Here is a 22561-nt window from a genome sequence, read left to right on the forward strand (position 1 = left end):
TACACGTTTTTCAACGTAGAATATACTTAACCAATGGTACTTAGTTGTTAACTTGGATAGCTATGAGTATGTCGTGAGAAGGCCTTATGGCATAGATACCTACTAACGAAAACATGAAATTAAAACAGATTTCGGCAGTAGCCGTGAGTAGTGTTTTGTGTGCACAATTGGCATTTTCGAAGAATACCTCCCTGGATTCACTTTCGGACACATTATCGCAAACCGATATTGCCAGCCAAATCAGTGCGCAACTCGATCTAATAGCGGACAGCGTGCATTTTGTTCACCTTGAAGAGGGGTTGGGTACTTCCCCGATTTTAGATTTTGTGCCCGCAACTGTAGAGGGGCGGCTTGCCTATCTTCAGCGAACTGTTCCGCTTACATACAATGCTCAAGTGCAGTCTTATATTGATGTGTACAGTACAGAGCGATACCGGAGATACCTGTCTCGGATGATGGGGCTTGGGCAGTATTACTTTCCGATATACGAGCAGGTTTTTGCAGAGATCGGTGTGCCGGATGAAATTAAATATTTGTCCATTGTCGAGTCGGCGTTAAACCCGCATGCCATATCCCGGGTTGGGGCCACGGGCTTATGGCAATTTATGTATGCTACCGCACGGGTATACAACTTGGCTATGGATAGCTATGTCGATGAACGAAAGGATCCCGTAGCGGCAAGTTACGCAGCTGCAGCGTATTTATTGGATGCTTATAACGAATTCGATGACTGGTTATTGGCTATAGCCTCATACAATTGTGGAAAGGGAAATGTATTGCGGGCGATACAGCGTTCGGGATTAACCAACCCCGATTATTGGGCTATCAGTCCTTATTTACCCCGCGAGACACGTAATTATGTACCAGCATTTATCGCGATGACTTATATGCTGGGTTATCATGAAGAGCATGGTATCATGCCGGATAATTCAGACGATTTGCTATTGACTACGGAAACCGTATGGGTTCAGAAGTTTGTGTCATTTGATAACGTAGCTAACGCGTTAGGTGTTGATGAAGGCATCATTAAGTCACTAAACCCTGCGTATAAAAGGGGGATTGTAAACGGCAGTCCGGAATTCCCGAAAAGACTGATATTGCCGGAGGTGCCGCCGCAAGCCTATTCCGCATTATATGCTGCGCTAAACACCCAAAGCGGGATACCGACCGTAATGAATGCATCCGATAATACAGGAGGGGATAAAACGTTTATCCATCGGGTGCGAAAAGGGGAAACGCTGGGTGGTATAGCCAAACATTACGGTGTTACTGTGCAGGATTTGCGTGCCTGGAACAACATCAAAAAGAATATCATTGTGCCCGGTCAGCGACTAAGCGTCCGGCGGCAAACGGCACCGGCCGCTTCTGGAAAAGAAGCCTCAGGATCGTATATTTCCTATAAGGTAAAACGTGGAGACACGCTATCGGGTATTGCGCAACGTCACCGCGGAGCCAGTGTGTCAGCCATTAAGACCGCGAACGGCTTGACGAACAACAATATAAAGCCAGGTATGACATTGAAAATAAAAGTCGATTGATAGTGTTCTTTATAGGAGCCAAGCTGCGTCTTCCCCTCCATCAAATTCATGGAGTGTGACGGTCACATGCTCTTTTAGGATAGTGGACAATTTCAGGCCGGAGAAGTCGCTAAAAATTGGGAATTTATGATGGCTCCGGTCAATTAATACCGCCGTCCGCATCTTTTTAAGGGGTACATCGAAAAAGACGCCCATTCCGTAAGCCAAGGTGCGGCCACTGTTTAATACATCATCTACCAGGATAACCACCTTGTTCTCCGCTTGTTCTATCGGGACGTCCGTTTTTGCGTCCAGTATGCGGCTTGTCTTATCAAGCGAGACTTTGATGAGTTCGATATTGAGTGAGGAAATTTGTTCAAGCACTGCCTTAATTCGCTGAGCAAATACATACCCCCTGTCGGCTATGCCCACTAATACAAGTGAATCTTCTTCGAAGTTGTCTTCAAGTAGTTGGTAAGCAATACGGATGGTCTTTTTCCGTATTTGCTCCTGGTTGAGAATCAAAACTTTTTTTTCGGACATGCCTGAATTTTTACAGTGAAATGGTTGGTAAAAATAGGGAATATTAACGAAGGCTTCAAGCCCGGAGAGGTGTAAAAATCGATATGGAACACAAATAAAATCCGCTTTCCAATGTTTCAACAGGAATTGATGGACTTTAACGAGACGATGCTGGGCAATTTTACGCGAAGCGCTATATTTAGTTTAATGCTGGTTGCCGGCCGCCGTCTTGTTTATCATCCGCAGTATTTTCAGCTGCCATCGCTGTAAGCATTCGGCCGCCGTTATAATAATAACGTTTCCAGTAAGCTTCATTAAGATCGCTGATCATTACGCCGCGGCTTGAAGACGCATGGGCAAACTTGTCATCGCCAATGTAAACCCCTACATGCGTAATATTGCGGCTCCTGATTTTGAAAAACACCAAATCTCCGGGTTTCAATTCTTCTTTCCGGATGGGATTCACTTGTGTGTAGATGTTACGACTATTGTGGCCCAATGTGGTGTTAAAAACTTTATCGTAGAGCTCGTAAGCAAATTTCGAGCAGTCAACGCCTTTTTTGGTGGTGCCTCCCAGACGGTAAGGCGTGCCTATCCATTCATAGATAAATTGGTAAAGCTTTGTATTCGTGGTCGCTGAAACAGCAACACCCATTATCTGAGAAAAATAGTCTTTTGCTAAATTATCCGGATCGGATGGGTTTGTAGTCGGCTGTTCGGTTAAGGTTTGGGCTTGCGATATGGCAAACATGCAAGCAAATAGTATACACGCTACTGATGTTTTCCTCTTCATTAATTTGCCTTTTTATGGAACATACAGACGTTGATTGTTTATAGCGGGCACAACACGTTATGCCCATTGGTTCGCAAAGCTATGGTAAAAATTTCATTCAGGCAAGAGAAAAATGACGATCGTTTATTTGTTTTGAATTTCTATAAAAATATAGGAATCATAAAAAAACGACTTTTTCCTTGATAATTTGAAAATAAAAACTTTCCTTTGTCGCGGAAATTATAAAACAATGGAAAGATACGTGACCATTACAACATCCATTACATCCACGGGGCGGAAAACCCGGGGGAAGTGATTATATGTTGTAGTTGTTGACAATAGATATAAGCGCCTTCCTCGAATACAGGAAGGCGCTTTTAATTTCAGCGGTTTGAATGCCCAATTGATTTTATGCAAGGAATGAATGCAAATGCTATAGACACTTTATCGTACAAATGAAAATACTCAAGTTTGGCGGTACATCCGTTGGTTCTGTTGATGGCATCCGGGCGGTGCTTGAAATCGTAGGAAAATCTAAAACGTCAGGTGAGCGGCCATTGGTTGTTTTGTCGGCAATGAGTGGAATAACCAATTTGCTGGCCTACCTTGCAGAGGAGGCCGCGGAGGGACGGGACTTCGTTCAGGGTTTACAGGAGATCGAAGGTCGTCATTTTACGGTAGTCAAGCAGTTGATTCCTGTGAAATGCCAAAATCCGGTGTTGACCAAACTGAAGATTTTTTTCAACGAGTTGGAGGATCTTTTACAAGGTGTTTGCAGCTTGCGTGAGCTAAGCCTGCAAAGCAGGGATCTGATATTGAGCTATGGGGAACGGTGCTCGACCTTTTTGGTCAGTAAAGCCGCTGAGCAGCAATTTTCAGAGTCGCTGTTTGTGGATGGAACACAACTTATCCGGACTGACAGCCACTTCGGAGGTGCGCACGTCAATCAAGCGCTATCCGAACAGCTTATACGGGCATTTGTAGCGGCGAACCGGGGACGCTTACTTTTTGTCACAGGTTTTATTGCGTCCAGTGAGCAGGAAAGAGTCACCACGTTGGGTAGGGGAGGCAGCGATTATACCGCTGCAATCATCGGATCGGCCATCGATGCCGAAGCGATTGAAATCTGGACCGATGTCGATGGCATGCTTACCGCCGATCCACGGATTGTAAAGAAAGCATTTTCACTGCCGATACTGTCATACACCGAGGCTATGGAATTATCTTATTTCGGAGCCAAGGTTATTTATCCGCCAACAATGGTTCCGGCTTTTCTAAAGAAAATCCCGATTGTAATCCGCAATACGTTCAATCAAGATTTCGTAGGCACGACCATCCAGCATGACGGCGGTAAGGCGGCACTGCCAATCAAAGGTATTTCCTCCATTCCAACTATCAGTGTCATCAATTTAGTGGGCAGCGGCATGGTTGGCCGTGCCGGCTTCAGCGGCCGGTTATTCACGCTACTCGCAAGGGAGCAAATCAATGTGGTGCTGATTACACAGTCTTCTTCCGAACACAGCATTACATTTGCCATACACCCGGCTGATGCACTGCGTGCTAAATCGCTGATTGAGAGCGAATTTGAATTGGAGTTGAAAGCAAACAAATTGTCGAATCCAGAAATCGAAAATGGGTTATCTGTGTTAGCCATTGTCGGTGAGAACATGAAGCAGACTCCCGGTATGTCAGGCCGGCTTTTTCATGCGTTGGGCCGAAATGGCATTAACGTCCGTGCTATTGCCCAAGGGTCTTCGGAATACAACATCTCGGTTATTATCGCCCAAACCGATCTGGCCAAAGCACTGAATGCTGTACATGATGCTTTCTTTGCCCAGTTAAATAAAACGTTGCATGTTTTCAATGTTGGCACAGGAAACATCGGTTCGACGTTATTCAGGCAGATTCAGGAGCAGTATGGCTTCCTGCTGGACAATAATGATATAGAAATAAAGATAATCGGTCTTAGTAATTCACGGAGGATGCTTTTTAATGCGGATGGAATTGACTTAGCTACATGGGAAGTGCAATTACAGGAATCGGGAGAGCCGGCTGATTTGGATACGTTTGTGGCAAGGATGATGCAGATGAATCTTCCAAACTGTGTGTTTGTAGACAACACGGCGAGTGAGCAGCCTGTCCGTTATTATGAAACCATATTCCGATCTAACATTTCCATTGTCACTTGCAATAAGATAGCCAACTCGGGCAAGTACAGCCAGTATCAGACGTTAAAGGATACTGCCCGCAGGCACGGCGTCGATTTTTTTTATGAAACCAATGTCGGAGCTGGACTACCTATCGTGCGTGTACTGCGGGACTTGATGATGAGTGGGGATCGGATTATACGTGTGGAAGCTATATTGTCAGGCACGATATCCTATATCTTTAATAACTTCAACGGAACAGCTTCCTTTCACGATGTGGTCCAAACCGCGCAACGATTGGGTTATACAGAGCCAGATCCACGTGACGATCTTAAGGGTACGGATTTCATGCGTAAGATGCTGATTTTGGCACGGGATGCCGGATATAAGCTTGAACCCGAAGATGTCCAGTTGGGGGCAATATTGCCGGAAGCCTGCATCCAAGCTGCTTCGGTCGGAGAATTTTACGATGAATTAAAAGCGGCTGACGCGTATTTTGACGATTTGAAGGCAAAAGCTCAACGAGAAAATAAGGTGCTTCGCTATATTGGCAAGTTAGAAGCGGGGCAAGTTTCTATCGCTTTAGAATTGGTCGATGCTAACCATCCCTTTTTTGCACTTTCGGGAAGCGACAATATTATTTCGTTTACCACCGAAAGGTATAAAGAGCGGCCGCTTGTGGTTAAAGGGCCGGGGGCTGGGGCAGAGGTCACGGCTGCAGGTGTTTTTGCGGATTTGGTAAATGTTGGCGCATGAATTTCCTACGACGAGGTAAGCATGTAAATGAAGCCGAGGTGTAATAAATGGTGACACGGCAATTATTATTTACAGCGAGCGCTCATCAGCCACAAAAGATAATAATTAGATGAAAACTATCATGGAACAACAAGAGACCACCAAAACGGGTGTGGCTTCAGGGGAACGGGACAAGGTGCATGTATTTGCGCCAGCCACCGTCGCCAATATGGTTTGTGGTTTTGATGTGTTGGGTTTTGCATTACACGAACCGGGGGATGAGGTGGTCATTCGAAGAGCCGGCGAACCGGGTGTGCGGTTAGTAAACATAACGGGAGATGAAGGCAGGTTGCCTCGCGAGGTGTCGAGGAACACCGTAAGTGCAAGCGTAATATCGTTTTTGCAGTACATCGGGCGGTGCGATATCGGGATTGAAATCGAATTGCATAAGCATATGCCAATCGGTAGTGGTTTGGGATCAAGTGCGGCAAGTACCGTGGCGGGATTATATGCTGTCAACAAGTTGCTAGGCAGTCCACTGTCACGGCGGGAGCTGCTGCCCTTTGCCATGGAAGGTGAGGAACTGGCTTGTGGCCATGGCCACGCGGACAACGTGGCTCCTGCCTTGTTGGGGGGCATTACGTTGATTAGAGGGTATAATCCCTTAGATGTGGTAGCGCTTCCCGCCCCCCCTGCATTGCATGCCTCCGTGGTGTTCCCTCATGTAGACGTTCCAACGCGCGATGCCCGGCAAATGATTCGCACAAAAGTAGCCCTCCAAGATGCGGTGACCCAGTGGGGTAATGTGGCCGGATTGGTGGCAGGGTTGTTTCGCAATGACTACGAGCTGATTGGGCGAAGTATGCAAGATGTGCTTATCGAGCCTACACGGGCAATTCTCATCCCTGAGTTTTATGAGATGCGCCGCTTGGCTATCGACGCTGGAGCGCTGAGTTTTGGTATCTCTGGCTCGGGGCCGTCTGTCTTCGCCTTTGCGCAAAATGCGGAGCAAGCCAACGGTATCACCTCGGTTATTCAGGCACACCTGACAGCGCAGGGGATCGGTAGCCATGGATATATGTCGAAAATAAATATGGAAGGACCGAAAGAAATTACCAATAAACATGCAGTTATATAGCACAAACAACAGCGACTTACGTGTATCGTTTAAAGAGGCGGTTTTTGACAGTCTGCCTGCGGATAAAGGGCTTTATATGCCAGCGTTGATTCCTCAGCTGGACAGTTATTTCATACGGAACCTTCCGCAGTACTCACTACACGATATTGCCTTTTTTGTAGCAACGGCGCTTATTGGCGACGACATCCCGGAAGCAGACCTCCGTAGGATAGTAAGCGATGCGATCAACTTCGAAGCGCCCATCCGTCCGTTGGACAGCGGTTTAGCGGTGCTTGAATTGTTCCATGGTCCCTCATTGGCCTTCAAAGATTTTGGCGCTCGCTTTATGAGCAGGGTAATGGCCTTTCTCTCGGCCGGTGATGATCGTGTATTAGACGTGTTGGTGGCTACTTCGGGTGACACGGGGGGAGCTGTAGCATTGGGATTTCTGGGCGTACCGGGCACACGGGTTACCATTCTCTACCCCAAAGGGAAGGTAAGTCCCGTGCAAGAGCTGCAACTGACCACCCATGGACAAAACATCCGGGCTATCGAGATCGACGGTACCTTTGATGATTGCCAGGCGTTGGTCAAAGAAGCGTTCAATGACCAAACGTTAAAATCGGCATTCCGGCTCACATCGGCTAATTCAATCAACATAGCCAGACTGATCCCCCAGACGTTTTATTATTTTTATGCTTATGCCCAACTGTTGGTGCAAGGCATGGAAGAGGTGGTGTTTTCGGTGCCCAGTGGCAACTTCGGCAATATCGGCGCCGGTCTGCTGGCGCATAAAATGGGGTTGCCTGTCAGGCGTTTTATTGCGGCCACGAATGTGAATGACACGGTTCCACGCTTTCTCGAAACCGGCCGTTTTGAGCCACGGCCGTCTGTACAGACGTTAGCCAACGCAATGGATGTAGGCAACCCAAGTAATTGGGTGCGTATCATGGATTTATTTGGGTATGACAATGCGCTCGTTAAGCAGGCGGTCACTGCTTTCACCTTTACCGATGCAGATACCCGTAGGGCTATCCAGACTATTTTCGATCGGTATCATTACGTGGCATGCCCCCATACAGCTATTGCTTGGTTGTCTGCAGAAGCCTATCGCCGTCAGTACCCGGGTTCGTATGCTACTGTATTTTTGTCGACGGCGCACCCCTGTAAGTTTCCAGACATGTTCGCCCCGGAAATTGCTGCTCGCATTACGATACCGGACCAGGTTAAGCTACTGGCAGGGCGTAATAAAGAGATAACGGCATTAGGTAACGATTTTTCGGCATTTAAAAGTTACCTGTTGGCGAACTCCTGATTTATTGCCATTCAAACCTCATCCAGGCATCTTCATCCCGACCAAACACGAAATACTTTGGATGGATGATTTCAGCCAGTATTTCGGCATCATCAGCGATTAGCGCACCAGGCTGGTGCAAATAATTGCTGTTGTGAACGATATATACCTGGTTGTTGGCTAAGGCGTTAACTTGCCGCCATGCTGGATCGGAAAATGTCGCCGGCAGTTCATCAAGCAACCGCGGCATTGGTTTGTCATTAATGACGATGATAATATCAGGATTCCAGATCGAGGCGGTGATGTCTCCGGGATAACTGATGCCAGCGCAAATTTGAACAAGACTGGCAAGGTATTCGTTATGGGCTATTTTTAAGGGGTGTACATCATACAGGGCGAGCACCCGCGGTTTGTTGTCGTTAGCAATGAATTTGAGCTTGTGGATAATGATATCAATGCGCTCTTCGAGATCTTCAGCCATTTGATTGGCCGGTTGTTGAACGTTCAGTGTCTCCCCGATTTCGCGTATTGCAGCGTAAACGGATTGCGGCGTAACCGCATGGATAAGCTTTTCATATAAAGGAGCCTGCTCAATCAGGGGAGTGCAAGCCGAATCAAGATTCAATGCTGTCAATACACTCTGCAGCGATAAACGTGGATTTTGCATGACAGCAAAGGTACGTAAGTCGCCCCATTATCGCCATAATAGCACCTTAAAAACATTGATGTCCGGCAATGAAATGAATGAGGCATTTAACTGGATACGTTCTTGGATGATTTCGCTGCCTGCTTGCCCCGCTACCAGTATCAAGGCCACAAAAAAAGGAATTATGAGTAGCAGAAAAGGCGAAATGTTGCCAATAAACTTTTTCATTTTCTTAATGTTTATAAAGTTATACAATCACACCGACCCAATGCACGATACAAAGAAACCAATTCCTGATTCCGGATAGAAAAGTTTTAGACCAACGGTCGGATTTTGTAGACCAACGGGAACCGGGGAGTTCATCCGTCGGAACAGGGCGTTGGCCGAGCGAAGCAAGGCGTTTGTCTATCAGCGGAGCGGATATTAATTGGCTAACGTTATATTTGCGATTATGCTTAAAAATAAAGCTATTCTTATCCATGCACTTGTGTGGGCGGTTATGTTGACCGTTTTGTTTTTTGTGAGCGCCAGGGAACATCCTGGGGAGACGGCGGTTTTGATTCTGCTATATGGCGCGTTGAATATGATTATCTTTTACGTCCATTATTTTCTCGTCACCCCGCTTTTTATCGGAGACAACCGTTATAAACGTGCTATATTGTATGTTATTCTTGTGTTGTTAGCATCTATTGCCCTGAAATACGCCATAGCTTTGCACTACGAAGACGTTATCTTAAAATATCGCGATCAAGAGAATACGGAAAAACTATTGACGCCTGTGCAATATACCGTTGCGGCGCTTATCACTGGATTGTTTTTCATGTTATTAAGCACGGCGGCGTATATTATTTCAGCTAATTTCAAGCTCCGTGAACATCGCAAAAGTTTAGAAAACGAGAAATTGAATGCCGAATTGGCGTTTCTGAAATCACAGATTAATCCCCACTTTCTATTTAATTCGCTGAATAATATCTACTCTTTGGCTTACCAAAAGTCCGAAAAGACACCCGAAGCCATCCTCAAATTATCCGAAATCATGCGATACATGCTTTATGAGAGCAATGAAGAGTTTGTATTGCTGGAGGAAGAAATTAACTACCTGAAAAACTATATCGAATTACAGAAATTGCGTTTCAAGGAAAAGGTTTATGTCGATCTTTATGTGGATGTGGATGAGCCCGGCCACCGCATCATGCCATTGTTGCTGATTTCATTCCTCGAAAACGCTTTCAAGCATGGTGTATCTACTAATGCGAGCAAGCCAATCCGTATCGATATCGAAGTGCACCATGGCCGCTTGCACTTTAAGGCTGAAAACGCTAAAAGTCAGCTCAATAAAGACCAAACCAAAGGTGTCGGACTGACCAACCTCAAGCGGCGGCTCCAGCTTGGCTATCCCGGCAGACATACTATTAATATTGTTGAGTCAGAAGATTACTACAGTAGCGAACTTTTCATATATTTATAAGCCCGAATAATGATTCCGCCCATGGTAAGATGTATAGTTGTAGATGATGAACCGCTGGCATTAGATATAATAACGGATTATGTATCTAAGGTGCCAGAATTGAAACTTGTAGGTAGCACTACCAATGCCATAGAAGCACTCACGTTGGTGCAAAATGGAGAAGTCGATCTGGTGTTTTTGGATGTGCAGATGCCTGAACTGACGGGTATACAGTTTCTGAAGATCATCAATGGCAAATGCGATGTCATTCTTACCACGGCCTATCCACAGTATGCCTTGGATGGTTATGAGCTCAATGTGGTCGACTATTTATTGAAACCGATTGCCTTTGACCGGTTTTATCGTTCGGTGCAGAAAGTACTTAATAATAAGCCACCCAAGGTACAACAGGCAACGGCGCAGCCCACGCAAAGCGAGGCTGTAGATTTTATTTTTGTTAAGACGGAACACAAAATTCAGCGGGTCGATCTCGATGACATTTTATATATTGAGGGATTAAAAGACTATATTTCCATTTATACACCCGATGAGCGTATCGTGACACTTCAGAACATGAAGAAAATGGAAGATATCCTACCCGTTAATCGTTTCGTGCGTGTCCACCGGTCGTATATCGTGGCGCTTGATAAAATAGCAAGTATAGAACGAGGGCGAATCTACATCAAAGATAAGATAATCCCTGTAGGTGATACATACCGTGATTCGTTTTATAAGTATATCGGCGATAAAAATGGCTGACGCATTCCGTGCGTTAGATTCGATTTTTATAACTTGCATATAAATACAATTTTATCTAAGTTTGCACCCCCGTTCGGGATGTAGCGTAGCCAGGTATCGCGCCAGCATGGGGTGCTGGAGGTCGTGGGTTCGAATCCCGCCATCCCGACCAATCAAAGAAGCTCTTGCCAAAGCAAGGGCTTTTGTTGTTTTTAAAGTAGGTGGCGGGGCTTCCAGCGATCGGCAGAATGAGCAAAAAGACGGCTGTACGTTAGCGGCGCGGTTAGTCGATTTTTCAGTTTGAGGATGGCGTTAGCACGACCAATAAACACTGCGCCAAGTTTTTGATGATAACAAATAATAATGTAGCTTTGAAGCAAGTTAATGTTCTTTAACCCCCAAAAATCACATCAATATGCAAACTACACAAACGGAAAACATTCAAGGGTATTGGAATAACTTTTTGACGGCAGTCGCCGAATGGGCGCCGAGATTGATATCTGCGGTTATTTCGGCGTTATTGATTTACCTGATTGGTTCGTGGCTCATCAAAGTGCTCAAACGCTTCATGGCGAGGGCTTTTGAGCGCAGGAACTTGGATATTTCTCTTCAGCGGTTTCTCAACAATCTCATCAGCTGGGTGCTGAATATTCTGCTCTTTATCGTGGTGATCACCCAACTGGGTGTGCAAACTTCCGCATTCGTTGCTATCATCGGTGCAGCCGGTCTGGCTATTGGATTGGCATTGCAGGGGTCGTTGGCCAACTTCGCCGGCGGCGTACTGATATTGGTGTTGAAGCCGTTCCGAATCGGTGATTTCATTCAGTCTAGCTCCGGGGTATCAGGTACAGTCAAAGAAATCGATATTTTCAATACCAAATTGAATACTCCCCAGAACCAATTGGTGGTGGTGCCCAATGGCGATTTATCAAACAGTAGTATTACGAATTACACCCAATTGGGTACACGCCGGACCTGGTTTGATATCAGGGTGGCCTATTCCACTGATTTGAGGCAGGCAAAGGAGATTTTACTGGAGGTTGTAAAAAACAATGAATTTGCTTACGCTGATCCGGCGCCGCAGATTGTGGTGACTGAACTTGGAGACAGTGCGGTTAACCTTTCCGTACGGGTGACCACATCCAACGAAAACTTCTGGACCATGCAAGAGCAGTTGATTATCGATTGTAAGGCGGCGCTTGATCGGGCAGGTATTGAAATACCTTTCCCGCAGCGGGATGTGCATCTCTATCAGAAAGGTTAAACTTCCGCGGCTCGAACGATTGTTTTCATAGCAGATGTGCTACGGTGGATTGAACGCCCATTCCAACAAATAGTTGCTTTTGTCAACTATTTGTTGGAGATTTGTCTGCATGGACGGAAAAATAAGCCAAATACGGTTGTTTAATAGGTTTTATACAGCGCAGCTTGGCATACTCAGTAACCGTTTTCTTGATAGCCCATACTCGCTTTCAGAGGTGCGCGTACTTTACGAAATTGGGGAACACGGTTGCATCACCGCTCACAGACTGAGTGAGTTACTTCAGTTGGATAAAGGATACCTCAGTAGAATACTTAAGTTATATAGACGTGATGGCATTATTGAAAAAAAGCCATCTGACGCGGATCGTAGGGCTTACGATATTCGGTTGACGGATAGGGGTAAAGCCCAGTTGGCCGAGCTCCAGCGTAAGCAAGACGAACAAATCAGGCGATTTATCGGCTCACTTCGTTCGGCTGAATGTGATCGGTTGATAAGTGCGATGCAGACGATAAAGCGGCTTGTGTCGATGGCGAGCGATAATAAGGCGCTCGGGGACCGTGTGACCTATCGTGCGGAGTTGTATCCGGGTGATATTGGTTACCTGATTCACTTACACGGGAAACTCTATGCTGAGGAGTCAGGTTATTCGCAAGCGTTTGAGTGCTACGTAGTCAAGACTTTTTACGAGTTTCTTGAACGCTATAAGCCTGATAAAGACAAAGTGTGGTTAGCGCTGTACGACGGTGAAATTGTTGGCTGCATCGCTATCGTGGATCGCCCGGGGAATGAAGCCCAGTTGCGTTGGTTTCTTGTTCATCCGGGGTTCCGCGGCGCAGGTATCGGTAGGAATTTGTTGGAGATGGCTTTAGCACACTGCAGGGAACGGCGATATACATGCGTATATTTATTGACAACGGATATTCAGCAACGGGCTATTGCCATGTATAAGTGCATGGGCTTCCGGCCAACGGCTGCTGTAGAGGTAGTGCAATGGGGTAAGGTGCTTCGCGAGGAGCGTTACGATTTGCTATTGGATTCATCCGAAGAGCGCTAACGTAATTTTGCCGATTCTTTTAGGTGTAACTTTTTAAAATAGTTGTTCTATTCGGAGATAAATAATACTTTTGCTCGGCTATTTTTTAACGGATGGTATGATGACAACGACGGGGTGTAGCGCAGCCCGGTAGCGCGCTTCGTTCGGGACGAAGAGGCCGTGGGTTCGAATCCCGCCACCCCGACTAACTAAAATGAAGCCCTTGCGAAAGCAGGGGTTTTTTATGTAATAGGCCCGCCAAGCTTGCTTGAGCGGGCCTATTACATAAAAAACCAAGGCACGGAGTGCCGGCTTCATTTTAGTTAGACGCCCCACCCCTTCACGGGATGGCTGCGGCAAACGAGCGCGGGGCAGCGGGATGCAGCCAATCCCGCCACCCCGACTAACTAAAATGAAACCCTTGAGAAAGCAGGGGCTTTTTCGTTTAAGGCGAACTAAAGCCCATTTGTGAGAGCCTGAAACGGCAAAAACGGCTGCGCGGTACAACCGGTACGACCTTTGCCCAAGAGTTAACTTCCTCCAGCAAGTTTTTTAAAAAACAAGTTTTTCATCCGGGGAAACGTAAACTTACAGCCAAGAACTTTACCATCGTGCGCCCTCACAAATTCAACAATACCTCCAAAAGCACCCTGAAAGGTATCCCTGCTCTGCGGGGTCAACGTCATGTCGGAGAGGTAGCCGGGTCGTATGACCAGCTGGCCTCCAATTAATTCAAAAGAGTAAGTGGTCGCTGCCTCATCGCTGTAATACTTGCCTGTATACTCAACCAGCTTTAACGTAGACTTGTCCCATGCTGGCTTGGGGTCTTCAACAGCGTTTGCTGGTACAACGGAAACCAGCGCCTGCCTCGTACGCTTCGGTGGGGCATTAAAATAAAGTTCGGCGATTTGTCTGGCTACCGGCCGGGAATAGATGTCGTTCGTATTGGCCAGAACAATTACCGCCAGATCATCGTCCGGAAAAATCCCTACGTGTGCTTTAAAACCACCTGTGGCACCGGAGTGGCCGATTTCAAGGTGTCCCTTATGATCCGACACCATTAGCCCTGGCCCGAACGTCGTTCTGGTTCCATCATTGAGCTTTCCTGGCGTACTCATTTTTGCAACGATGTCTGCATCATCCTTGGGATGAAGCAAATGATTTGCCCAGATCGCCATATCCCGTGCATTGGAAATGATTCCGGTTCCGCCAACCAGACTTCCAAGTACGTACATCTTTTTCGGACCGTCCACGGTCCGGTCATAACTGTCTGCAACCCCTGGCAGGATCATCGACTGATCGTCCTGGACCGTACTTGCATTCATTCCAAGCGGATCGAATATATTTTCCTTCACAAACCTTGAGTACGACTTTCCTGACACCCGCTGTATGACCTCGGCGAGCAGCACGCAGCCCGTATTGCTATAATCGCAATTCTCACCTGGTATAAAATTCAGATCATGCTGCCGGGCAAGCATTTTAAAAAACATCTCTCTGGTATCGATCTCATATCTGGCCATACCGCGCAGAGCTGCATAATCACGCATACCACTGCTGTGCTCAGCAAGGTGACGAAGACTGATCTTGTATCCGAAATCGGGCACTTCAGGTACATACTTACGAATGTCATCATCCAGTTTTAACTTTCCCTGCTTTTCCAGCAGGAAAATGCAGTAGTTGGTAAAGGATTTAGTAACTGAGGCAACATGAAGGGGAGTAGTTGCCCGTAAAGGAATGCCGTGCTCAAGGTTGGCCATGCCGTAGCCTTTCTCAAAGAGCAACCGGCCACCGCTAACAACGGCCACCGACGCGCCGGGTGACTGGTTACTATCAAAGGCTGCCATCAATTCGTCAATCTTTCCTTCCGGCTGCACAGCTTTCGGGCTGACCCTGTCAAGAGTTAACTCATAACTGGCATGCTCTCGGTCAGTTGATTGCGCCTGAATTTCAAGTATATATATGCCTTTGCCGGAAGAGTAGAGTGCCGCGCTTTCAGGGCCGCTCGTGTAGTTAGGACTATCAAAATCACCGGCTATTTTGCCATTTGCGTCATAGGTGACTACTTTGACATCGACTCCTTTTTGTAGGATATTGAGGTGAGCGAACCGGTCCTTTTCCAGGGTGATTTGATAAAGATGCTTTTCTCCGGCGGAAATTTCTGCAGTCACAGTTTTCCCCTGAATCAGGATGCCCATTTGCCGCTGGGCAAAAAGCGGAAGACTCAGCGTTAAATTAAGCGCTACGCTCGACACGGTATTTAAACATTTTCCCATAGCCTAATCATTTGATGGCCAAAGATGAGTATACCGGTGCTGCAAAAATAGTACGGGATTAGCCATCCTGAATAGCGGATAAAAACCGCAAATGTTTAGGCAGCATGCCCGTACCTGCCTTGAATGATTTAATGAAATGACTTTGGTCAAAAAAGCCGCAGGCACAGGCGACGGAAGTCAGCGAGCTATTACCCGAAGCAATAAGTTCAACGGCGCGCTCGAGTTTGATTCGTCTCCTATAATCACCCAGACCACAACCAAAATACCGGTGAAAGCTTTTTGATATCGTGACCGGGTGTACGCCCGCAGCTTCAGACAGCTGCTGCAAGCTAAGTTCCTTGTCCCAATTGACATTCAGCAGGTCGCGAAGGATAACCACCCAGCTTGGCGGCGCAACTTTGCTTAGTTTGTTTCGATCTTGCAGGAGACTGAGTACCAGGAAGTCGATGTGGTCGGTGAAGCACGGATTAGCTTTTTGTAATTCATTGTAAAAACGAAGCATCATGAGCATGGCCCCCGGCGACCGGGCCATTTGCGTCACATGGCACTCGTTAAGATCGTATCTTCTCAGAAAAGCGGGTTCTATTTCCAGGTTGATATTTTTCCCGCTCGAAGTACCAAGACGGGTCTGATGCTGTTCGCCCGATTGTATATAGGAAAACCGTTCAGCGGCGGTTTGAAGCCCCGAGTGCCGTTTGCGCCCGACAACCATCGTTCCCTTAAGCACAAGGCTGAAATGAGCATTTTCATGCGCATGCAAGGGAGAGTGACTTTGACCGGAACGGTAATCCGTTATGCCGATAATCAAACCGCCGGCCGCAATGGATTTGCTTACAGATCCCAGATATTCGCCTTTTGTTAGATTCAACATTTGTCCTCCTCTCCGCGAAGTTACCCATTTTTAGTTATTTAGACGCTTCGGATGACTTGCAAAGATCGGCAATAAAATCATCCACCTGGTTTTCCGGTGTGGGCCATGAAGTGATAAGTAGCAGGGCAGCGTTGTTTTCATCTATTTTCTTCCATACGGAAAACGAATATTTCTTTTCTAACTCACTGATAACCGGTACGGGTGGTACAGAGAACAACTGGTTACTTTCCGGCAGATATAAAAAATCATACCCGCGATGGCAGCGGCAATCAGCGCTGCCTGTGCGTTACCTTGGGGCTGTCAGCCTGGTATAAAGATAATTTTTAAAAAGCGTCAGAAACTGTATTCCCAATAACCTGACTTTAGCTATAAGCGCGCCTTTTTGCTTGATGATGTAGTCCAAATGCAGGTCTGCTGATGGTCGGGGCACCACGATGGCCTCCCCGAGTATAGCCCCGCACTTTGTCCAGCCTGGCGCCGTCCAGAAGCAACAAGAGGTTTTTGTCGCGGCAATAATAATCCGATAAGTTATGTAATTCTGAGGCGCGGTAAAACGTACCCGGTTTCGGTAGAAATAGAAATACATGCCAAACGCGGCCTTACCACATGCGGACGCATGCTATGTGCAGCAATCACTGGCTTCGCGGTTCAGCTTCCCGTCCGGGGTGTCCAGTGCCAGCACCTTATGTCCGGTGCTGGCACTGATGATAGCTTCATGGGGTCTGAGGAGCCCCGAAATTACAATCAGGTTGGCTTGCGTTCCCCCGGCAAGTAATGCTTTCAGTCTATCTTTCCATACCTCAAACGGAGAATGAACGCGGTTCTTCTAACGTATTCGTCGGAATGAGAAGGCCGGAAGCAGGGGGGACGGTCGGCTGGGAGGGATAGGGATTATTCAGCTCGTCAAATTTTATAGGAGCGCACATGAAATGATGGTGGTTGACACAATCCGCCAGGATTAATTTAGAGGCAGCTCTGCGGCTCAATGCCGAACCACTCAACAAATCCTCTTCTAGAGCCATAGCGTTCAAGCATGAGATCAACGCTGAACCGGCGACCTGACTGCTATCTTGGAGGATAGCTCCTTGGCCCTGCCGCCCCAGCGGGCAATTTCGCGAAGCACGGGGGCCAGGCTCTTGCCAAATTCTGTTAAGGAATACTCTACCATCAAGGGAGGCTTGGTTGTATACACTTTTCTGTCGATAAGGCCGTCGGCTTCAAGCTGCTTAAGTTGTAAGCCCAGCGTACGTTCTGTGATCGTGGGCATCAGCTTTCTGAGCTCGTTGTAACGCTTGCTTCCATCAACAAGATAGATTAAAATCACCGCTTTCCATTTTCCTCCGATGAACCGCATCGTCACACTCGTGCGGCATGGGTACTCCTTGTCGTCTATAATATACATCATACTATCCTTTTTGACCGTTATTGCATAACCGGATAACACTACTTAGTTTTGCAACTATCAAATGTATAGTTTAAAATTAAACAACGCAACATAAACATGAGCAATTTTCTGAAAAAGATGCAACAGCGGTATACCGTAAAGCAATATAAGTCCGACGGTGAGCTGCCGCAGACCGTGCTTGACGAGCTGAAGGCAATCCTTCAACTTAGCCCGTCATCCATCAATAGCCAACCTTGGAAATTCACTTTCGTCACGGATAAGGAAACTAAAACGCGGCTGGCTCCATTCTCCTACCATAACAAGCAGCGTGTGCTGGATAGCAGCTGCGTCGTGGTATTTCAGGTGATAAAGGACGTGGCCGCTTTTGAACAGCAGATTAAGGGTCATTTGCCTGAAGGAGCGGTTAACTACTATTACAATATGATCAAGCCCAGCGGTGATGAGGAAATCAGCCGGTGGCTGGTCAACCAGGTGTACATCGCGCTCGGCGTGTTGCTTTCAGCCTGCGCACAGATGGATATCGGCTCTACACCGATGGAGGGTATCGAGCCTGACAAATACGACGGTATCTTAGGTGACGACAAGTACAGAAGCCTCTTCGCTGTGGCGCTGGGCGTGCAAGACGAAAACGATACGAACCATCCCGACAGGAGACCTAAGTTACGCCTCGATCGTGAAAAAATTGTTCAGGACATCTGATCTGGGCTGTCTATTTAGGAATAAATTATCGATAAATCGAAAACGAGATGAATATGTCAGAAACAATAACAACGGCGGCTAAAGCCTTCGGTACACGGGAGGCCTCGGCTCCTTTACAGCCTTTGACCATTGAGCGTCGCACACCTACCCCACGTGATGTGGAGATAGATATTTTATATTGTGGGGTATGTCATTCCGACCTGCACACTGCCCGCAACGAGTGGCACGGAACGGTGTATCCCTGTGTCCCTGGGCATGAAATAATCGGAAGAGTCATCAGTGTCGGTGCGCATGTCGCTAAGTTCAAAGTGGGCGATATGGTAGGTGTGGGCTGCATGGTAGATTCCTGCCAGGACTGTGAGCACTGTAAGCAAGGCCTGGAGCAGTATTGCGAAGCCGGAAACATCCAGACCTACAACTCGCCGGACAAGCATCTCAGCATACAGACATTCGGAGGATATTCGGAGCGCGTAGTGGTTGATGAGAATTTTGTGTTGCGTATACCCGAAAATCTGGACCCTGCCGCAGCAGCGCCGCTACTGTGTGCGGGCATTACCACCTACTCGCCATTACGTCATTGGAAGGTCGGCCCCGGCAAAAAGATCGGAGTCGTTGGAATCGGCGGATTGGGCCACATGGCTATCAAACTTGCCCACGCCATGGGCGCCCACGTTACCGTTTTTACAACGTCTGAAAGAAAGAAAGAAAGCAGACGCCCTGCGGTTAGGGGCGGACGAAGTGGTTCTGTCGACGGATATCGAACAGATGAAGCTATCGCGTAAGCTGGACTTTGTTTTAGACGCCGTGTCGGCAGATCACGATATCAATGCTTACCTGCATCATGTGAAGACAGATGGGACGTTAGCATTGGTCGGCGCTCCTGAGAAGCCGCTACCGGTAGCTGCATTCTCATTGATCCCGGGGAGAAAGAACTTCGCCGGTTCGATGATCGGCGGTATTGCCGAAACACAGGAGATGTTGGACTTCTGTGGCGAGCATCAGATTACCTCGGATGTGGAGATTATCAATATCCAGGAAATAAATCAAGCCTACGAGCGTATGTTAAAAGGCGATGTGAAATATCGCTTCGTTATCGATATGATGTCACTGAAAGATGCTTAAATCCAAGAGCAAGCTCCTCGGGAAGGCTGTTTGCTTAGACAGACCCCTACCAAGGTTACGCTGGATAAAGGCGTATCCATTGAAACGGTGAACCACATCATCGGACACGGCGATCGCCCGGGCAACGCAGCTTTGTTTTAAAGTCAAAGTCAAAAAAGTAGCCTTTTAGTGTTCACTTTTTGCTGACGATTTATGTAATTGTGATCGGAATTTTTTAGTTTTGGGTGTGGCTAATTAGGGGAAGATTGCCATATCATTCCCTTGGCGGAGGAACATTTGGAAAAGCTCAGGAATACGGACGAACAATGATATTGAAGGAAAGGAACGGCTATAGCTACCTGAAATACCTGCTTACCGGGGTCTTTTCAGCCTTGCTGGCTATGGGGTATGCACAAGAAAAGGAGGAACAGCAGGAAGATATACGGCAATCCAGTGAGCGGCGGGACGAAAGGCAACCTACGCTTATGGACTCCATCGATGTTGTACGTGATTACCGGCCGATGCTGGCCGATGCCGTAAAGATCCGCCGGAGTCCCGATATGCGTATCGACCGGGAAGCGCTTGAGATCGAGCTGCGCCAGATCGCCGCGGCCACGTATTTTGCAAAGAACGAATTCAAACAAGCTTATTACGGTAGGTTGCTGGAACGGCATCCGGACGCTTCACGCAGCAATATCGATAATTACCGGATCGGTTTCCTGGCCTACCAAGCAGGCGAATACGAAAGAGCAACCGCTATTCTGGAGAAGTTGGCGGCTTCGGATGCCTTTTATCAGAGCTCGATAATCGCTTTAGGCCATATTGCCCTAGAAACCGGTGATAAGCAACGTGCACGGAGTGCATTTGTCAACGCGTCCAGACTGGATTTTGATCAGGCGTTGAAAGCGGATGGGCTGTTTAACTATGCCAAAATCTTATATGAATTGGATTCCGCCCAGATAGCCCTGAAAGTCGCCCAGGAATATATCGCTCAGCAATATGGGGATAGTAATCCGGATGCAAGTAACACAGAGAATCCGGAAACACTGTTGGCGGAGATCTTGTTGGGCACGAGCAATTTTCACGCAGCGGTAAATATGCTGGAATCGTTCAACAACAGGGAGCGGAAAGCCGATATGGCTTATCAAAAGGTAACGTATTACCGCGGACTGGAGTTTTATAACGAGCGCGCTTTCGAAAACAGCATATCCATGTTCATGCGATCGGAAAAATTTCCGATCGATGCGGAAATGGCGGCATTGGCCACGTATTGGAAAGCGGAGGCGATGTATGAGGTGCGCAAGTACAGGGAGGCGGTGGAAAACTTTTCCCGGTTCCTCCAGTTGCCCGCAGCGCGAAACACCGATGTATACAGTTATGCGAACTATGCCTTGGCTTATGCGGCGTTCCGCAGCAACAGCTTTGGCGTGGCTGCCGATTATTTTGAACGTTTTTTGGCTAGCGAGGGAAGTTCGATGGAGGAAGATGTACGTCATGACGTAATCGCACGTTTGGGCGATTCGTATTTGTCCATGCGCGATTACGGCCGAGCCAACCAATATTATGACCAGCTGATCAACAGCGAGGCTCCCAATGAGGACTATGCGTTGTTCCAGCGCGGTATTATCCATGGATTGCAGGGCGACAATGAAACCAAGCTCAGCACCCTGCGATCCGTTGCTGAACAATTCCCGGGTTCGAACTATGCAGATGACGTGGCCTTTGAGATTCCATACACGTATTTCACTGCCGGGGATTACGAGACGGCCATCGAAGGGCTGCAGCAGATGATCGAACAATACCCCCGCAGCAGCTATGTCCCACGGGCGTTGATGACCATCGGGCTTGTCCAGTACAATAAAGACGACACCGAAGCAGCGAAAGCCACCTTCCAGAAGGTGGTGGAGGAACATGCCACAACCGACGAGGCTCGGCAAGCGATGCGTTCCATTGAAAACATCTACCTGGATCAAGGGGATGCTTCGAGTTATATTAATTACGCGACCAGCACCAATATTGGTGATCTGAGTGCCGCAGAGCAGGATAACCTGGCTTTCCAGGCGGCCCATTCCTTGTTTGCCAGAGGGCAATACGGACCGGCTGTGGAAGCAATCAATGCATATTTTGATAAATTTCCGAAACCCATACAGGAAAAGCATGCCCGTTATATCCGCGGGGTGAGCTTGTACCGTACCGGGCACCCGAAGGAAGCGCTGCACGACTTGAACATTATCCTGAACGACTGGACGAGCCAATATACGGAGAACACCTTGTTGACCGTGGCCGCGTTATACTTGAGCTTAGAGGAATACAACGAGGCCATCGTTCACCTCAAAAAACTGGAGCTCACTTCTGAGCATAAAGAAAACTATGGCTACGCGATAACTAACCTGATGATTTGTTATTTCCAAATCGGTGACTTGGAGCAGGTGGCCAAGTATGCGAAGTTGATAAAGAATTACGATCGGTCATCTGAGGAGGACATTGCCAAGGCACACTTGTACGGTGCGCGGGCCATGCTGCGGCAAGGAAAAGTGGAGCCCGCCATGAAGGAACTGAATCTGGCGGCGCTGAAGAGCCAAACGGCAGTCGGCGCAGAGGCAAGGTACCGCGTGGGGCAACTGCAGTACGAAAACAAGGAATACGACAAAGCCCAGGAAACGGCGTTTGATGTAATCAACAATATGGGGTCACATGACTATTGGGTGGCCAAGAGCTTCATCCTGCTTGCGGATGCCTATGCAGGCAAAGGCGATGACTTCCAGGCGAAGAGCACGTTGGCAAGTGTGATCGAAAATTATGAAGAAGAAGATGACGTCGTCCCTTCCGCGAAAGAGCGTTTACAGAAATTGACCAAAAAGTAGCAGGAGTTTTTTAGCTGCGATCATGCCAAAATCAATGCACAATAAGTATTCAATATCTGCGAATGCTGGGGATTTATTTTAAGGTTCACAAGATAAAACCAACCTTATGAACCTTA

At 47.5% G+C, this 22561-nt stretch carries 20 protein-coding genes and 2 tRNA genes; 14 read left to right on the plus strand and 8 right to left on the minus strand.

All coding sequences use genetic code 11. From position 1 onward, the window contains the following. Window positions 1–113: 113 nt before the first annotated feature. Window positions 114–1538, plus strand: a complete 1425-nt coding sequence (locus JHJ32_RS05365) for a LysM peptidoglycan-binding domain-containing protein (protein WP_079716259.1) — start codon at window positions 114–116, stop codon at window positions 1536–1538. 9 nt (window positions 1539–1547) lie between these two features. Here JHJ32_RS05365 and JHJ32_RS05370 read toward each other — a convergent pair whose 3' ends face one another. Then, window positions 1548–2060: a phosphoribosyltransferase family protein gene (locus JHJ32_RS05370; protein WP_079716258.1), complete on the minus strand. Its 513-nt coding sequence runs from the start codon at window positions 2058–2060 to the stop codon at window positions 1548–1550. 178 nt (window positions 2061–2238) lie between these two features. Beyond that, the gene (locus JHJ32_RS05375; RefSeq protein ID WP_079716257.1) at window positions 2239–2832 is read right to left on the minus strand and encodes a C40 family peptidase; all 594 of its coding nucleotides are present in this window, start codon (window positions 2830–2832) and stop codon (window positions 2239–2241) included. Between the two features lie 434 nt (window positions 2833–3266). Here JHJ32_RS05375 and thrA point away from each other — a divergent pair, with 434 nt between their 5' ends. The 3 genes from thrA (at window position 3267) to thrC (ending at window position 8125) form a co-directional block, all read left to right on the plus strand. Next, window positions 3267–5714, plus strand: coding sequence for a bifunctional aspartate kinase/homoserine dehydrogenase I (gene thrA / locus JHJ32_RS05380; RefSeq protein ID WP_200120245.1), 2448 nt, complete (start codon window positions 3267–3269; stop codon window positions 5712–5714). A gap of 109 nt (window positions 5715–5823) precedes the next feature. Further along, window positions 5824–6831, plus strand: coding sequence for a homoserine kinase (locus JHJ32_RS05385; protein WP_233632496.1), 1008 nt, complete (start codon window positions 5824–5826; stop codon window positions 6829–6831). After that, window positions 6818–8125 carry a threonine synthase gene (gene thrC / locus JHJ32_RS05390; protein ID WP_200120246.1) on the plus strand — a complete coding sequence of 436 codons (1308 nt, stop codon included), beginning with the start codon at window positions 6818–6820 and terminating at the stop codon, window positions 8123–8125. Before JHJ32_RS05385 ends, thrC begins: the two co-directional genes overlap by 14 nt. A gap of 1 nt (window position 8126) precedes the next feature. Here thrC and JHJ32_RS05395 read toward each other — a convergent pair whose 3' ends face one another. Together JHJ32_RS05395 and JHJ32_RS05400 are read right to left on the minus strand one after the other, a co-directional pair. Continuing rightward, window positions 8127–8771 carry an ABC transporter substrate-binding protein gene (locus JHJ32_RS05395; RefSeq protein WP_079716254.1) on the minus strand — a complete coding sequence of 215 codons (645 nt, stop codon included), beginning with the start codon at window positions 8769–8771 and terminating at the stop codon, window positions 8127–8129. Window positions 8772–8798: 27 nt separating this feature from the next. Continuing rightward, window positions 8799–8978, minus strand: a complete 180-nt coding sequence (locus JHJ32_RS05400; RefSeq protein WP_139378590.1) for a hypothetical protein — start codon at window positions 8976–8978, stop codon at window positions 8799–8801. Between the two features lie 223 nt (window positions 8979–9201). Here JHJ32_RS05400 and JHJ32_RS05405 point away from each other — a divergent pair, with 223 nt between their 5' ends. The 6 genes from JHJ32_RS05405 to JHJ32_RS05430 all read left to right on the plus strand — a co-directional run bounded on the left by JHJ32_RS05405 (window position 9202) and on the right by JHJ32_RS05430 (window position 13437). Beyond that, window positions 9202–10218, plus strand: coding sequence for a sensor histidine kinase (locus JHJ32_RS05405; protein WP_079716252.1), 1017 nt, complete (start codon window positions 9202–9204; stop codon window positions 10216–10218). 21 nt (window positions 10219–10239) lie between these two features. After that, complete coding sequence (locus tag JHJ32_RS05410) at window positions 10240–10956, plus strand: LytTR family DNA-binding domain-containing protein (protein ID WP_200120247.1); 717 nt, start codon at window positions 10240–10242, stop codon at window positions 10954–10956. Between the two features lie 74 nt (window positions 10957–11030). Further along, a tRNA-Pro gene (locus tag JHJ32_RS05415) sits at window positions 11031–11107 on the plus strand. Window positions 11108–11350: 243 nt separating this feature from the next. Further along, a complete protein-coding gene (locus JHJ32_RS05420) occupies window positions 11351–12199 on the plus strand; it encodes a mechanosensitive ion channel family protein (RefSeq protein ID WP_200120248.1) in 849 nt (282 codons plus the stop codon). Between the two features lie 109 nt (window positions 12200–12308). Further along, on the plus strand, window positions 12309–13253 hold the full coding sequence (locus tag JHJ32_RS05425; RefSeq protein ID WP_200120249.1) for a bifunctional helix-turn-helix transcriptional regulator/GNAT family N-acetyltransferase: 945 nt from the start codon (window positions 12309–12311) through the stop codon (window positions 13251–13253). A gap of 110 nt (window positions 13254–13363) precedes the next feature. Next, a tRNA-Pro gene (locus tag JHJ32_RS05430) sits at window positions 13364–13437 on the plus strand. A 325-nt stretch (window positions 13438–13762) separates the two neighbouring features. Here the strand turns inward: JHJ32_RS05430 and JHJ32_RS05435 are convergent. From JHJ32_RS05435 to JHJ32_RS05450, 4 genes are all read right to left on the minus strand, one after another. After that, window positions 13763–15505 carry a serine hydrolase gene (locus tag JHJ32_RS05435; RefSeq protein WP_200120250.1) on the minus strand — a complete coding sequence of 581 codons (1743 nt, stop codon included), beginning with the start codon at window positions 15503–15505 and terminating at the stop codon, window positions 13763–13765. A gap of 58 nt (window positions 15506–15563) precedes the next feature. Next, window positions 15564–16376, minus strand: a complete 813-nt coding sequence (locus tag JHJ32_RS05440) for a helix-turn-helix domain-containing protein (protein ID WP_200120251.1) — start codon at window positions 16374–16376, stop codon at window positions 15564–15566. A 34-nt stretch (window positions 16377–16410) separates the two neighbouring features. Further along, window positions 16411–16593, minus strand: coding sequence for a hypothetical protein (locus tag JHJ32_RS05445; RefSeq protein WP_079716246.1), 183 nt, complete (start codon window positions 16591–16593; stop codon window positions 16411–16413). An 822-nt stretch (window positions 16594–17415) separates the two neighbouring features. After that, window positions 17416–17781: a helix-turn-helix domain-containing protein gene (locus tag JHJ32_RS05450; protein ID WP_233632497.1), complete on the minus strand. Its 366-nt coding sequence runs from the start codon at window positions 17779–17781 to the stop codon at window positions 17416–17418. 96 nt (window positions 17782–17877) lie between these two features. On the opposite strand from JHJ32_RS05450, the gene JHJ32_RS05455 reads away from it, so the two are divergent. The 4 genes from JHJ32_RS05455 to JHJ32_RS05465 all read left to right on the plus strand — a co-directional run bounded on the left by JHJ32_RS05455 (window position 17878) and on the right by JHJ32_RS05465 (window position 22445). Beyond that, complete coding sequence (locus JHJ32_RS05455; RefSeq protein ID WP_200120252.1) at window positions 17878–18480, plus strand: nitroreductase family protein; 603 nt, start codon at window positions 17878–17880, stop codon at window positions 18478–18480. Between the two features lie 53 nt (window positions 18481–18533). Then, complete coding sequence (locus JHJ32_RS05460) at window positions 18534–19262, plus strand: alcohol dehydrogenase catalytic domain-containing protein (RefSeq protein WP_370584476.1); 729 nt, start codon at window positions 18534–18536, stop codon at window positions 19260–19262. Then, window positions 19219–19602, plus strand: a complete 384-nt coding sequence (locus tag JHJ32_RS23115; RefSeq protein ID WP_370584477.1) for a zinc-binding dehydrogenase — start codon at window positions 19219–19221, stop codon at window positions 19600–19602. Before JHJ32_RS05460 ends, JHJ32_RS23115 begins: the two co-directional genes overlap by 44 nt. A gap of 305 nt (window positions 19603–19907) precedes the next feature. After that, window positions 19908–22445, plus strand: coding sequence for a tetratricopeptide repeat protein (locus JHJ32_RS05465; RefSeq protein WP_200120253.1), 2538 nt, complete (start codon window positions 19908–19910; stop codon window positions 22443–22445). Window positions 22446–22561: the final 116 nt, after the last annotated feature.

The sequence above is a fragment of the Parapedobacter sp. ISTM3 genome, from assembly GCF_016533505.1.
Taxonomy (GTDB): Bacteria; Bacteroidota; Bacteroidia; order Sphingobacteriales; family Sphingobacteriaceae; genus Parapedobacter; species Parapedobacter luteus.

Coding starts and splice junctions, on each gene's coding strand:
- JHJ32_RS05400 (WP_139378590.1), bottom strand. CDS start 8,978: ATGAAAAAGTTTATTGGCAACATTTCGCCTTTTCTGCTACTCATAATT.
- JHJ32_RS05455 (WP_200120252.1), top strand. CDS start 17,878: ATGAGCAATTTTCTGAAAAAGATGCAACAGCGGTATACCGTAAAGCAA.
- JHJ32_RS05440 (WP_200120251.1), bottom strand. CDS start 16,376: ATGTTGAATCTAACAAAAGGCGAATATCTGGGATCTGTAAGCAAATCC.
- JHJ32_RS05370 (WP_079716258.1), bottom strand. CDS start 2,060: ATGTCCGAAAAAAAAGTTTTGATTCTCAACCAGGAGCAAATACGGAAA.
- JHJ32_RS05465 (WP_200120253.1), top strand. CDS start 19,908: ATGATATTGAAGGAAAGGAACGGCTATAGCTACCTGAAATACCTGCTT.
- JHJ32_RS05365 (WP_079716259.1), top strand. CDS start 114: ATGAAATTAAAACAGATTTCGGCAGTAGCCGTGAGTAGTGTTTTGTGT.
- JHJ32_RS05395 (WP_079716254.1), bottom strand. CDS start 8,771: ATGCAAAATCCACGTTTATCGCTGCAGAGTGTATTGACAGCATTGAAT.
- thrA (WP_200120245.1), top strand. CDS start 3,267: ATGAAAATACTCAAGTTTGGCGGTACATCCGTTGGTTCTGTTGATGGC.
- JHJ32_RS05420 (WP_200120248.1), top strand. CDS start 11,351: ATGCAAACTACACAAACGGAAAACATTCAAGGGTATTGGAATAACTTT.
- JHJ32_RS05410 (WP_200120247.1), top strand. CDS start 10,240: ATGGTAAGATGTATAGTTGTAGATGATGAACCGCTGGCATTAGATATA.
- JHJ32_RS05405 (WP_079716252.1), top strand. CDS start 9,202: ATGCTTAAAAATAAAGCTATTCTTATCCATGCACTTGTGTGGGCGGTT.
- JHJ32_RS05385 (WP_233632496.1), top strand. CDS start 5,824: ATGAAAACTATCATGGAACAACAAGAGACCACCAAAACGGGTGTGGCT.
- JHJ32_RS05460 (WP_370584476.1), top strand. CDS start 18,534: ATGTCAGAAACAATAACAACGGCGGCTAAAGCCTTCGGTACACGGGAG.
- JHJ32_RS05425 (WP_200120249.1), top strand. CDS start 12,309: ATGGACGGAAAAATAAGCCAAATACGGTTGTTTAATAGGTTTTATACA.
- JHJ32_RS05375 (WP_079716257.1), bottom strand. CDS start 2,832: ATGAAGAGGAAAACATCAGTAGCGTGTATACTATTTGCTTGCATGTTT.
- thrC (WP_200120246.1), top strand. CDS start 6,818: ATGCAGTTATATAGCACAAACAACAGCGACTTACGTGTATCGTTTAAA.
- JHJ32_RS05450 (WP_233632497.1), bottom strand. CDS start 17,781: ATGATGTATATTATAGACGACAAGGAGTACCCATGCCGCACGAGTGTG.
- JHJ32_RS05435 (WP_200120250.1), bottom strand. CDS start 15,505: ATGGGAAAATGTTTAAATACCGTGTCGAGCGTAGCGCTTAATTTAACG.